Raw genomic sequence first — 12,747 nt, 5'->3', positions numbered from 1 at the left:
CGGGCGAACCCGGGGGCGTCTCGTCAGTCGTGCGTCAGGCGGACTCGGAGTCGGACTCGCCGCCCAAGTCGCCACCGGAGGTGGCGAGGTCGACCGGCGGGGCGTCCGGCACCCGCAGCGGCTTGGTCTCGCCGCGGAAGGTGAAGTGCGCCTTGTCGTCGGCTTCCTTCTCGCCGTCCCAGCCCTCGACGTCGGTGATGATGATCTGGCCGGGCTGGATCTCCCCGAACAGGATCTTCTCCGACAGCTGGTCCTCGATCTCGCGCTGGATCGTGCGGCGCAGCGGCCGCGCGCCGAGCACGGGGTCGAACCCGCGCTTGGCCAGCAGCATCTTCGCGCGATCCGTGAGCTCGATCGCCATGTCCTTGTTCTTCAACTGCGTCTCGACGCGGGCGATCATCAGGTCCACCATCTTGATGATCTCGTCCTGCGTGAGCTGGTGGAAGACGATGATGTCGTCGATGCGGTTGAGGAACTCGGGCCGGAAGTGCTTCTTCAGCTCGTCGTTGACCTTGTTCTTCATGCGCTCGTAGTTGGACGCGGTGTCCTGACCCGAGGTGAAGCCGAGGCCGACGGCCTTGCTGATGTCGGACGTGCCCAGGTTGGACGTGAAGATGATGACGGTGTTCTTGAAGTCCACCGTCCGGCCCTGACCGTCGGTCAGGCGGCCGTCCTCCAGCACCTGGAGCAGCGTGTTGTAGACCTCCTGGTGCGCCTTCTCGATCTCGTCGAACAGCACCACGGAGAACGGCTTGCGGCGCACCTTCTCGGTGAGCTGCCCGCCCTCTTCGTAGCCGACGTAGCCGGGAGGGGCACCGAACAGGCGCGACGCCGTGTACCGGTCGTGGAACTCGCCCATGTCGATCTGGATCAGGGCGTCGTCCTCGCCGAACAGGAAGTTCGCCAGCGCCTTCGACAGCTCGGTCTTACCGACACCGGACGGGCCGGCGAAGATGAACGAGCCCGACGGGCGCTTCGGGTCCTTCAGACCCGCCCGCGTGCGGCGGATCGCCTGGCTGACCGCCTTGACGGCGTCGACCTGGCCGATGATCCGCTTGTGCAGCTCGTCCTCCATGCGGAGCAGACGCGTGGTCTCCTCCTCGGTGAGCTTGAACACGGGGATGCCGGTCCAGTTCGCCAGCACCTCGGCGATCTGCTCGTCGTCCACCTCGGCGACGACGTCGAGGTCGCCGTCCTTCCACTGCTTCTCCCGCTCGGCCTTCTGGCCCAGCAGGGTCTTCTCCTGGTCGCGGAGCTTCGCGGCGCGCTCGAAGTCCTGCGCGTCGATCGCGGACTCCTTGTCCCGGCGCACGTCGGCGATCTTCTCGTCGAACTCGCGCAGGTCCGGCGGCGCGGTCATCCGGCGGATGCGCATCCGCGCGCCCGCCTCGTCGATGAGGTCGATCGCCTTGTCCGGCAGGAACCGGTCGTTGATGTACCGGTCGGCCAGCGTGGCGGCGGCGACCAGCGCGGAGTCGGTGATGGAGACGCGGTGGTGCGCCTCGTACCGGTCCCGCAGACCCTTGAGGATCTCGATCGTGTGCTCCAGCGACGGCTCGCCGACCTGGATCGGCTGGAACCGGCGCTCCAGGGCGGGGTCCTTCTCGACGTACTTGCGGTACTCGTCGAGCGTGGTCGCGCCGATGGTCTGGAGCTCACCGCGGGCCAGCATGGGCTTCAGGATCGACGCGGCGTCGATCGCGCCCTCGGCCGCGCCGGCGCCCACGAGGGTGTGGATCTCGTCGATGAACAGGATGATGTCGCCGCGCGTGCGGATCTCCTTGAGCACCTTCTTCAGGCGCTCTTCGAAGTCACCGCGGTAGCGCGAGCCCGCCACCAGCGAACCCAGGTCGAGCGTGTAGAGCTGCTTGTCCTTCAGCGTCTCGGGCACCTCGCCCTTGACCACCATCTGGGCCAAGCCCTCGACCACGGCGGTCTTGCCCACGCCGGGCTCGCCGATCAGGACCGGGTTGTTCTTGGTGCGGCGGGACAGCACCTGCATGACCCGCTCGATCTCCTTGGTGCGCCCGATGACCGGGTCGAGCTTGCCCTCCCGCGCGCTGGCGGTCAGGTTGCGCCCGAACTGGTCGAGGACCAGGGACGAGGACGGGGTGCCCTCACCGCGGCCGCCGGACTCGGTCGGCTCCTTGCCGCCGGAGTAGCCGGACAGGAGCTGGAGGACCTGCTGGCGCACCCGGTTGAGGTCCGCGCCGAGCTTGACCAGCACCTGCGCGGCGACGCCCTCGCCCTCGCGGATCAGGCCGAGCAGGATGTGCTCCGTGCCGATGTAGTTGTGCCCGAGCTGCAGCGCTTCGCGCAGTGACAGCTCCAGCACCTTCTTGGCGCGCGGGGTGAAGGGGATGTGGCCGGACGGGGCCTGCTGACCCTGGCCGATGATCTCTTCGACCTGCTGGCGGACGCCCTCCAGCGCGATCCCCAACGACTCCAGCGCCTTGGCCGCGACACCTTCACCCTCGTGGATCAACCCCAGGAGGATGTGCTCGGTGCCGATGTAGTTGTGGTTGAGCATCCGGGCCTCTTCTTGGGCCAGGACAACCACCCGCCTCGCGCGGTCGGTGAACCTTTCGAACATTCGCACTCCCTGACTGCTGCGCCGGCGGTCCTCGGGCTCACCCCTGGCCGACCGTCTGGCTGACCGTTGGAGAGCGCGGCACCGTGGGACCACTGTAGTCGGCAGCCCCGACACTCTCAGTTCCCGATCGCAGGCAGCCGTCTTCGGGGATCTCTGACATCGGTACCAACGCGTGATCTGCCAGGCAGATTCCACGGAACGGGTGTTGTCCGCTGAGCGCGAACATTCAACCGTTCGGCGACACCGGGGGTGACCGGGGTCACCGATGCCGTGCAAGTTAGGCGAACCTCGGTAAGGTTAGGCAAGCCTCAAACCGCACCACTCGACCCGCCGGACCCGCTCGGCACCCGCTCGACCACTCGGCCCATTCGAACCGACGAGGACCTTCTGGACATGACCGTACCGGTGAGGACGACCGCGTGCGACGTGCTGACGCCCGTCGCGCAGTCCTTGGCGAGGGTGTCGCTGTACGAGGGCTTCGAGGTGCGGTTCGGCCTGCCTGCCGACCGGGGCGACTGGGTGCCGTGCTCGGAGTTCCTCGGCGAGCCGGAGCGGTTCGACGCGTGGCGCAAGGCGCTGGCGGAGTGGCTGACCGAGCAGTACGGCGAGGCGCCCGACCGGACGACGGCCGGGTACGTGATGAGCTGGTACCTCAACGTGGTCGGCGTGCTGGGCGGGCTGCTGTTCCACACCGCGCGGCGGGTGCCGTCGCTGCGCCCGGCCGACGTGGCGATCAAGGTGGCACCCGGTGGCCGGCCGCACGTGGTCGGCGTGGCGTTGCTGACCGACGACTTCGCGTGCCTGCCCGACGACCCGGCCGGCAACCACCCGGCGGCGACCGTGGTGGCCGACGAGACCGCGTTGGCCGGGTTGTTGAGGGCCCGCTTCGCGGCGCACAGCGCGCAGTTCGTGGGCGCGTTCGGGCCGACCGTGCGGCTGGGACGGCGGATGCTGTGGGCGGCGGCGACGGACGCGCTGGACAGCGCGGCGTGGACGGTGGGCCAGCTGTGCGGTGACGAGACGGCGGGCGTGATGGACTCGGCGCTGCTGCTGCCGGCCAAGCTCGACCCGTTCACCTCGGCGTCCACCCTGAAGGCCACCGACACCGGCTGGACCCGCCGCCGGGAGAGCTGCTGCTTCCACTTCGTGCTGCCCGACGCCGAGGCCTGCGGCACCTGCCCCCGCGTCTGCTAGAGCCGCCAGACGTGCACCTGCCCCTTGTCGTCACCCACGGCGAGGGTCGAGCCCTCGGGCGAGAACTCGGGCCGGTTCACCCGTGAGCCGTGTCGCAGCGCGTGCTGGAGCTCACCGGTGGCGAGCGAGAGCAGGTGCACCTCAGCGTCGACCTCACCGGGCACCGCGAGCCACCGGCGCAGCGGGTCCGTCCGGTGCCAACGCCAACGCGGGTGTGCCGGCAGGGCGCACCGGTGCTCCAGCCGGCCGGCCGGCGAGAAGATCCGCGCCTCGCGGTCGCCGACCGCCGTCAACCACGTCGGGCCGTCGTCGCACCGCAGGTAGTCGTTGGGCTGGTCCCAGCGCAGCAACTCGGTCCCGGTGGCCACGTCCCACGCGACCAGGTCGTGCCGGGAGGTCGAGACCAGCGACAACCCGTGGTCGGGTCGGTAGAAAGCGCCGTGCACCGACGCGTACTCGGCCTGCCACTCGGCCTCGGTACCCCGCACCGACCACTCCGTGACCGTGTGCCCGCCGCTCACCACCACGCACCGGCCCGTGTGGCCATCCCAGGCCACGCCCGTGATCGCCTCCTTGAACCGCCGTTCGGCGAACACCCGGGCTTCGGCGTCCCAGAGCACGACCCGGTTCATCGACTGCGACCACAGCTTGGTGAACAACGCCATGTGACCGGCGAAGGCGTACTCGGCGTAGCCGAGGAAACCTTTGTTCCGCCAGTCGTGGAGCAGCCGGCCAGTCGCCACGTCCCACTCGCAGAGCAGGCCGGCCCCGTGCGCCGCGAGCAGCCGCTTCCCGTCTGCGCGGAACGCCACGGACACCACACGGCCGGCCGCGCCGGGCGGGCCGAGTGTCCACACCAGGTGTGGCGCCGACTTGGCCGCCGGTAGGTCCGCCGGTCGGGTCACCGCCGGAGCCCTCACCCGGAGCACCGGTCCGGCCTCCGGCACCCCAACCAGGCGCAGCAGTGCCCCCACGAACCGGTCGCCGGGCATTGCGCCGCCGCGGACGTCCTCGGCCTGCACGTCCGCCAGCCGGAAGAACACCTCGCCCTCCAGCAGCAGCGGGAACACCGTTTTACCGCGGTCCTGCGCCCGGGACAGCTCCCGCCGCACCCAGGCCGACTCCTCGGCGTCCGGAGTCATCACCACCACCAGCGCCGCGCACCCGTCGATCCGGTCCCTGATGACCTGTTCCCACCGGTCGCCGCTGATCAGCTCGTCGTCCAACCACACCGGCACGCCGCGCTCGCGCAGGTGGCCCGCCAGGGCCCGGGCGTAGGGCTGCTGCCTGCGGCTGTAGCTGAGGAAGACCTCGGTCACCGCCCCATGATCCCCTGCCCGCGCAGGCCGACGGCCCTGAGTGTTGAACTCACCGCTGCTGAACGTAGGACTCTCGCGTTCTGGAGGTAGGACTCTCGGGGGTGGGGTGGGACGCGCGGCGAGCGGCGTGCCGCCGAACGGTCGAGTCGAAGATCACTATCCGCACCGGCCGACCCCGAGAATGGATCTTCAAACACGCGGGCGCCCGAAGTGGTTGCGAAAAACAACCGAAGGGGCGCCGGATGAATCCGGCGCCCCTTCGTCGATTGACGTAATTGCCGTGGCGTGCACCACGGCGACAACTCGTGCCGGCAACTCACGCCGGCCCACATCAACCCTGCTGGTGGTATGCCTCCAGCACCTCGGCCGGGATGCGCCCACGATCGGACACCTTCATCCCCTGCTTGCGCGCCCACTCCCGAATGGCCTGGTTCTGCTCGCGATCCGCCGAAGCCGGACGCGCCGCCTTCACACCGGCCGGACGACCCGGGCCGCGCTTGCGGCCGCCCGCCTTGCGGGCACTGGCGACGAAGTCGGCGAGAGCGTCGCGGAGCCTGCCCGCATTGCTCGCGGAAAGGTCGATCTCGTAGGACACGCCGTCCAATCCGAAGCCGACCGTCTCCTCCGCCTTCCCACCGTCCAGGTCATCGACCAGGGTCACGGTGACCTTCTGCGCCATGCGTATCCTCCTGGACTCGAATGCGCGGTGTTCCCCGACCGCGACCTAAAGCATTGGCGAGTGCAGGTTAGCGCACAACTACCGGAATGCGCCGCCTGGAGTCCGAGAAGTTACTCATTCCGGGCGCACGAGGGGGAACAGGATCGTCTCCCGGATACCGAGGCCCGTGAGCGCCATCAGCAGCCGGTCGATGCCCATTCCCACACCACCGCACGGTGGCATTCCGTACTCCAGTGATCGCAGAAAGTCTTCGTCGACCGGCATGGCCTCGACGTCACCGGTGGCGCCAAGGCGGGCCTGGGCTTCCAACCGCTCCCGCTCGACCACGGGGTCCACCAGTTCCGAGTATCCCGTGGCCAACTCGAAACCCCGCACGTAGAGGTCCCACTTTTCGGCCACCCCCGGCCGGCTGCGGTGCTGACGGGTGAGCGGCGAGGTCTCCACCGGGAAATCGCGCACAAACGTGGGCGCGTGCAAGGCGTCCCCGACCAAGTGCTCCCACAGCTCCTCGACCAGCTTGCCGTGCCCGAGCTTCGGGTCGGTCTCCAGGCCGTGCTTGTCGGCGAGCTCGCGCAGCCGCTCCGGAGTGGTTTCGGGCGTGACTTCTTCGCCCGCCGCTCCGGACAACGAGTCGTACATGCCCAACGTCGTCCACTCGCCGCCGAGGTCGTACTCGGAACCGTCGGCCAACGTCACCACGTGCGAACCCGCCACCGCCATCGCGGCTTCCTGGATCAGCTCGCGGGTCAGCACCGCGTTCGTGTCGTAGGTGGCGTACGCCTCGTAGTACTCCAGCATGGAGAACTCGGGCGAATGGGACGAGTCCATGCCCTCGTTGCGGAAGTTGCGGTTGATCTCGAAGACCTTCTCGATACCGCCGACCACGCACCGCTTGAGGTACAGCTCCGGCGCGATCCGCAGGAACAGGTCGATGTCGAGCGCGTTCGAGCGGGTCACGAACGGCCGGGCGGTCGCGCCGCCCTGCAACGTCTGCAACATCGGGGTCTCGACTTCGATGAAACCGCGCCGGTGGAACGACTCCCGCAACGAGCGCACCACCGCGGCCCGGTCGCGCACCGTGTTCCGCGCCTGCTCCCGCAGGATCAGATCCACGTACCGCTGGCGAATGCGGGTTTCCTCGGCGAGTTCCTTGTGCGCGACCGGCAGCGGGCGCAACGCCTTCGCGGCCATCGACCACCGGTCCGCCATCACGGACAGTTCGCCCCGGCGGGAGGTGATGACCTCGCCGTGCACGAATACGTGGTCGCCCAAGTCGACATCGGACTTCCATTCGGCGAGCGCCTGCTCGCCCACGCCGTTCAGGCTCAGCATGGCCTGCAGTTCGGTGCCGTCGCCCTCGCGCAGCGTCGCGAAGCACAACTTGCCGGTGTTGCGGATGAACATCACCCGGCCCGTCACACCGACCACATCACCGGTCGACGTGTCCGGTTCCAGGCCCTGATGCGCTTCGCGCACCTCGCGCAACGTGTGCGTGCGGGGCACTTCGACCGGATAGGGATCGGTGCCGCGTTCCAGCAGTCGCGCCCGCTTCTCCCGGCGCACCCTCAGCTGCTCGGGGAGATCGTCGTCGCTGGTCGCGGAACCGGTCGCTGGCTGCTCACTCACACGACGAAGAGTACGGAAAGACCGCTCGGGAAATCGAACCGGATCTCACTAGGCTCAGGCGGGTGACCGGAGATGACTTGCGGGCCAGGCGGGCGAACTCCTTCGGAGCGCGCGCCTCGGCGTACGCGGAACACCGACCGGACTACCCCGCCGAGGCCATCCGCTGGGTGCTGGAACCGCTGGGCGAAGGGCCGCACCAGGTGCTCGACCTCGGCGCGGGCACGGGCAAGCTGACCGGCGGCCTGCTCGCCGAGGGGCACCACGTGACCGCGGTGGAGCCGAACGAGGCGATGCTGTCGGAACTGGTGCGCCACCACGGCGCGGCGCGCGCGTTGCCCGGCAGCGCGGAGCGCATCCCCGTCCCGGACGGCACGGTGGACGCGGTCGTGGTCGGGCAGGCGTTCCACTGGTTCGACCCGGAGCGGGCGATGCCGGAGATCGCCCGCGTGCTGCGACCGGGCGGCGTGCTGGCGGCGCTGTGGAACGACTACGACAACTCGGTGCCGTGGATGGCGGAGTTCATCCGGACCGCGCGGTCCAGCGTCAGCGCGCAGGACGAGCTGGACTTCGACCCGATGGTGGAGCACGAGCTGTTCACCGACGCGGTCGGCCGGGTCTTCCCGCACGTGCACCGGCGCACCGCCGAGTCCCTGGTGGCGACGGTCAACACGCACTCGCACGCGTTGGTGATCCCGGAGGAGGAGCGGGCCGCGATGAACGCGCGGATGCTCGCGTTCCTCAAGTCCCTCCCCGAGACCGCCACCGGTGAGTTCGACTTCCCCTTGACCACCTACGTGAAGCGCCTGCGGAGGGCCTGACCCCCGGGCGAGGTCGCGGCGTCGCTGGATCGCGAGGTCGCGTCGATCGTTCGCGCCTCACTTCGCGACGATCATGTCCTTCGATCGTCGGGAAATCAGGCGCGAACGATCGACTTCCAGGCGACCGAGCCCGCCGTCTGCGGAGCAGCGGCCATCAGACACGGTTGCGTTCGAACACCAGGCGCAGGCCCAGCAGGGTCAGGTCCGGGACGTGGGCCTGGATGGTGGCCGACTCGGTCACCACCAGGGGCGCGAGGCCGCCGGTCGCGATGACCGTGACCGGGCCGGGCTCGCTGAGCTGGAGCTCGTCCACGATCCGGCGCACCAGGCCGTCCACCTGGCCGACGAACCCGTAGACGATGCCGGACTGGAGGCACTCCACGGTGTTCTTGCCGATCACCGAGCGGGGTCGCACCAGCTCGACCTTGCGCAGCTGCGCGGCACGTGCCGCCAACGCGTCCACGGAGATCTCGATGCCCGGCGCCAGCGCGCCGCCGAGGAACTCGCCCTTGGCCGAGATCACGTCGAGGTTCGTGGACGTGCCGAAGTCGACCACCACGCACGCCGTGCTGTGCAGGTGGTGCGCGGCCAACGTGTTGATCACCCGGTCGGAGCCCACCTCCTTGGGGTTGTCGACCAGCAGCGGCACGCCGGTCCGCACGCCGGGCTCCACCAGCACCTTCGGCACGCCGCCGTAGTACCGGCCGAGCATCACGCGCAGCTCGCGCAGCACCGCGGGCACGGTGGACAGCGCCGAGATGCCGGTGATCTTGTCGGCGTACTCGCCGAGCAGGCCGCGCATGGTCAGCGCCAGCTCGTCGGCGGTCATCCGGGCGTCGGTGCGCATCCGCCAGTCCCGGACCAGCGCGGCGGAATCCCCCGTGCCGTCGTACAGGCCCAGCACGATGTTGGTGTTGCCGACGTCGATGGCGAGCAGCACTGCGCGTCCCCTCTAGTCCTCGGCCTGGATCAACGCGTCCAGCGCCGCCGCGTCCTCGGTCTCCGCCGCCACCGGCTCCGGTTGCGCCGGGGTGTGGGCCGAGGTCGAGCCGTTCACCAGGCCCGAACCCTCCGGCGCGTGCGCCGGGTCCGCGCCGAGCTCGACCACCTTGTTGTCGGCGTCGACGAAGACGACCTTCGGCCGGTACGCCCGCGCCTCGGCGTCGTCCATCTGACCGTAGGCGATGAGGATGACCAGGTCACCCGGCTGCACCAGGTGCGCCGCCGCGCCGTTGATGCCGATCACGCCGGTGCCGCGGTCGCCGGGGATCACGTAGGTCTCCAGGCGCGCGCCGTTGGTGACGTCCACGATCGCCACCTGCTCGCCGGCCAGCAGGTCGGCGGCCTCCATCAGGTCCTCGTCGACCGTGACCGAGCCGACGTAGTGCAGGTCGGCCTGCGTGACGGTGGCCCGGTGGATCTTCGACTTGAGCATGGTGCGGAACATGGCGGTCCCCTTACTCGTCACCGGTGCCGAGCAGCACGGCGGCGTTGTCGATCAGTCGGGTGGAGCCGACGCGGGCGGCCACCAGCAGGCGGGCGTCGCCGTTCTCCGGCGCGGGACCGAGGTCGGGCGCGCGCAGCTCCAGGTAGTCGAGGTCGACGCCGGGCACCGCGGCGAGGGTGTCGCCGGCGGCCTTGAGCACGGCGTCCGCACCCTGGCCGCTGACGTACGCGCCCGCCACCAGGGCGGCGGACAACGCGGTCGCGGCGGCGCGCTCCTCTTCGGACAGGTACCGGTTGCGCGAGGACAGCGCCAGGCCGTCCGGCTCGCGCACGGTCGGCACGCCGACCACGTCCAGCGGGAAGTTGAGGTCGCGCGCCATCCGGTGGATCAGGGTGAGCTGCTGGTAGTCCTTCTCGCCGAACACCGCGTAGCTGGGCTGCACGATGTTGAACAGCTTGGCGACCACGGACAGCACGCCGGTGAAGTGGCCGGGCCTGGTCCGGCCCTCCAGCTCGTCGCCGAGCGGGCCCGGGTCGACGGTGACCGTGCCGCCGGGCAGGTACATGTCGTCGACCGACGGCGCGAACACCAGGCCGACGCGCTCCTCGCGGCAGAGGTCCACGTCGGCGTCGAAGCTGCGCGGGTAGCGATCGAAGTCCTCGTTCGGCCCGAACTGGGTCGGGTTCACGAAGATGGACACGACGACCACGGTGTTCTGCATCACCTGCGCTTCGCGGATCAGCTTGCGGTGGCCCTCGTGCAGCGCGCCCATGGTCGGCACCAGGGCGATGTTGCGACCCGCCGCCTTCAACGCCCTGGTGACCCGGCGCAGCCGGTCCGGGTCGCGGTGCACCGTCACGTCGCCCGGCGCGTAGTCGTCCTTGGTGAGCGGCTTGGTCATGCCTGTCCTTCGAGGGTGGTGCGGACGTCGGCCGCCAGTTCGGGCTTGAGCAGCCCGGCGGCCTGGGCGCGCGCCGCGGTGCGGAGCGCGAGGACCCGGTAGGCGGGCAGGGTGTCGGTGCCGGTGTCGGCCGCCACGTCGGCCAGCACCGCCAGGTGCTTGGCGACGGTGCCCGCGTCGCCGCGCGCGACGGGACCGGTGAGCGCGCGGTCGCCGTGCCGCAGGGCGTTGTCCAGGGCGGCGGACAGCAGCGGGCCGAGCATCCGCTCGGCGTCGGCGATGCCCGCGCCGCGCAACAGGTCCGCGCAGTCGGCGACCAGGGTGATCAGGTGGTTCGCGCCGTGCGCCAGGGCGGCGTGGTAGAGCGGGCGGGCGGCCTCGGGCACGCGCACCGGTTCGGCGGACATCTCCACCACCAACGCCTCGCCGACGTGCCAGGCGATCTCGTCGTCGTCGGCCGCGGTGACGCCGACCGAGCACGCGTTCATCCGCTGCACGTCCTCGACGCGGCCGGTGAAGGTCATCACGGGGTGCAGCGCCACGCACAGCGCGCCGAGCTCGGCGGCGGGCCGCAGCACGTCCACGCCCTGCGCGCCGCTCGTGTGCACGACGATCTGCCCGGCGCGCAGCGATCCGGTGGCGACCAGGCCGCGGACCAGGCCCGCCAGCTCGTCGTCCGGCACGGCCAGCAGCACCAGGTCGGCGGAGGCGGCGACGTCCGGCGGTGGCCGCACCGGCACGTCGGGCAGCAGCTCCTCGGCGCGGCGCAACGAGTCCCGGGAAACGGCGGCGACGGCGCTCACGACGTGCCCCGCTCGGGACAGCGCGGCGCCCAGCACCGAACCCACCCGGCCCGCCGAGATCACTCCCACGGCCAGCCGCGCGGGGCGGGGGGTCGCGTCCATGCGACGTACTCCTTCACCGCGGCGTTCCAGTCCCGATGCCCGGGTACCGGACGACGGCCGCGAGCGTAATCCGGTGCGTGGTGGTGGACCGTCAACTGCGACGAACGCCACCTGCGGCCTTCAGCGCACCGGGGGCGTCGACGGCGGCCTGACGTGCGGCGACCAGCGCGGCGAGCAGCGCGTCGTGGCGTTGCTCCGCGTCGTGGCCCGCGGTGCCGTTGGCCATGCGGTGCCGCAGGAACGCCAGTTCCGTGCAGGCCACCTGGTAGCCCGCGACCGCCTTGGCCGCCTCGTCGCCGACCCGCCGCCGCACCGTGCGCCGCCACCGGCTGCGGCCCTGGAGGCTGGCCAGCAGGGTGACCTCGCTGGAGGCGATCCACTTGTTGGCGGCCATGGCGGGCAGCTGGCCCGCGACGATCCGCTGCTCGCGGCGGCGCTGCCAGACCACCATGAGCACCATGCCGGCGAAGATCGGCACCATGATCAGGAAGTACAGGTTGATGAAGGTGGAGCCGGTGCCGACGGTGGTGGAGAAGTTCCACAGCGAGTGCAGGCCCGCCGCGCCGAGGTAGCCGAGGACCGGTGCGACGACCCGCACCCGCCTGCTCGCGCTCATCGCCGCGATGCCGATGCCGATGCCGGTCATCGACGTGAACAGCGGGTGCGCGAACGGGGACAGCACGCCGCGCAGGATGAACAGCGCGATCACGCCGCTGCCCAGGTCGCCGAAACCGCTGTCGGAGAAGACGCGGGCGAAGTACCAGATGTTCTCGGTGAACGCGAAGCCCGCGGCCGTGACGCCCGCGTAGACCACGCCGTCCACCACGCCGTCGAACTCGTGCCGCCGGCGCAGGAACAGCACCACGATGAACGCCGCCTTCGCGGCCTCCTCGGTGATCGGCGCGCCCACCACGGCGGCGAACGTGCTGCCGTCGCCGCCGTCGATCAGCTGGCCGAGCACGTGCGCGGTCTGGTTGAACACCAGGGAGGTGATCGTCGCGCCGCACGCGCCCCAGAGGAACGCCAGCAGCAGGATCTTCGCGGGCTCCGGCTCCCAGCGGTCGACCCACAGGTAGGCGCCGATCACCGCGAGCACGGGCAGCAGCGCGGCCACCGCACCGACCAGGATCGGCAGCAGGCCGGTCTGGGAGGTGCCCAGGCCCAGCAGCACGAGTCCGCACACGCCGAGCGCGATCAAGCCCAGGACCGGGAGCAGGACGGTCCAGCGCTGCTGGTCGACGCGCTTGCGGGCGGGAGTGGTCACG

General features: G+C 70.4%; 11 protein-coding genes. 2 read left to right on the top strand and 9 right to left on the bottom strand.

The window, feature by feature from the left end:
* Positions 1-34: 34 nt before the first annotated feature.
* Positions 35-2,593, bottom strand: a complete 2,559-nt coding sequence (locus ACYVLT_RS33070) for an ATP-dependent Clp protease ATP-binding subunit (RefSeq protein WP_461124048.1) — start codon at positions 2,591-2,593, stop codon at positions 35-37.
* A gap of 393 nt (positions 2,594-2,986) precedes the next feature.
* Between ACYVLT_RS33070 and ACYVLT_RS33065 the strand changes: the two genes are divergently transcribed.
* On the top strand, positions 2,987-3,787 hold the full coding sequence (locus tag ACYVLT_RS33065; protein WP_461124047.1) for a (2Fe-2S)-binding protein: 801 nt from the start codon (positions 2,987-2,989) through the stop codon (positions 3,785-3,787).
* On the opposite strand, the gene ACYVLT_RS33060 is transcribed toward ACYVLT_RS33065, so the two are convergent.
* The 3 genes from ACYVLT_RS33060 to lysS all read right to left on the bottom strand — a co-directional run bounded on the left by ACYVLT_RS33060 (position 3,784) and on the right by lysS (position 7,411).
* Positions 3,784-5,106: a toll/interleukin-1 receptor domain-containing protein gene (locus ACYVLT_RS33060; RefSeq protein ID WP_461124046.1), complete on the bottom strand. Its 1,323-nt coding sequence runs from the start codon at positions 5,104-5,106 to the stop codon at positions 3,784-3,786. The two genes, ACYVLT_RS33065 and ACYVLT_RS33060, sit on opposite strands and share 4 nt — an antisense overlap.
* 331 nt (positions 5,107-5,437) lie before the next feature.
* Complete coding sequence (locus ACYVLT_RS33055) at positions 5,438-5,785, bottom strand: histone-like nucleoid-structuring protein Lsr2 (protein WP_053715841.1); 348 nt, start codon at positions 5,783-5,785, stop codon at positions 5,438-5,440.
* 114 nt (positions 5,786-5,899) lie between these two features.
* Positions 5,900-7,411, bottom strand: a complete 1,512-nt coding sequence (lysS, locus tag ACYVLT_RS33050) for a lysine--tRNA ligase (RefSeq protein ID WP_461124045.1) — start codon at positions 7,409-7,411, stop codon at positions 5,900-5,902.
* A 62-nt stretch (positions 7,412-7,473) separates the two neighbouring features.
* Here lysS and ACYVLT_RS33045 point away from each other — a divergent pair, with 62 nt between their 5' ends.
* Entirely contained in the window at positions 7,474-8,229 is a 756-nt protein-coding gene (locus ACYVLT_RS33045) for a class I SAM-dependent methyltransferase (RefSeq protein ID WP_461124044.1), read from the top strand.
* Positions 8,230-8,383: 154 nt separating this feature from the next.
* Here ACYVLT_RS33045 and ACYVLT_RS33040 read toward each other — a convergent pair whose 3' ends face one another.
* The 5 genes from ACYVLT_RS33040 to ACYVLT_RS33020 all read right to left on the bottom strand — a co-directional run bounded on the left by ACYVLT_RS33040 (position 8,384) and on the right by ACYVLT_RS33020 (position 12,746).
* Positions 8,384-9,169, bottom strand: coding sequence for a type III pantothenate kinase (locus ACYVLT_RS33040; RefSeq protein WP_461124043.1), 786 nt, complete (start codon positions 9,167-9,169; stop codon positions 8,384-8,386).
* Positions 9,170-9,181: 12 nt separating this feature from the next.
* On the bottom strand, positions 9,182-9,676 hold the full coding sequence (gene panD / locus ACYVLT_RS33035; RefSeq protein ID WP_461124042.1) for an aspartate 1-decarboxylase: 495 nt from the start codon (positions 9,674-9,676) through the stop codon (positions 9,182-9,184).
* A gap of 10 nt (positions 9,677-9,686) precedes the next feature.
* Positions 9,687-10,577 (bottom strand): pantoate--beta-alanine ligase, encoded by an 891-nt coding sequence (panC, locus tag ACYVLT_RS33030; RefSeq protein WP_461124041.1) that lies wholly within the window; start codon positions 10,575-10,577, stop codon positions 9,687-9,689.
* Positions 10,574-11,482, bottom strand: a complete 909-nt coding sequence (locus ACYVLT_RS33025; RefSeq protein WP_461124040.1) for a Rossmann-like and DUF2520 domain-containing protein — start codon at positions 11,480-11,482, stop codon at positions 10,574-10,576. The genes panC and ACYVLT_RS33025 overlap by 4 nt, the downstream gene beginning before the upstream one ends.
* 91 nt (positions 11,483-11,573) lie before the next feature.
* A complete protein-coding gene (locus ACYVLT_RS33020; protein ID WP_461124039.1) occupies positions 11,574-12,746 on the bottom strand; it encodes a PrsW family intramembrane metalloprotease in 1,173 nt (390 codons plus the stop codon).
* Between the last annotated feature and the right edge of the window lies 1 nt (position 12,747).

Source organism: Saccharothrix stipae (assembly GCF_054781895.1).
Note: the sequence above shows the minus strand (reverse complement) of the source record. Positions and strands in the feature narration are given on the sequence as shown.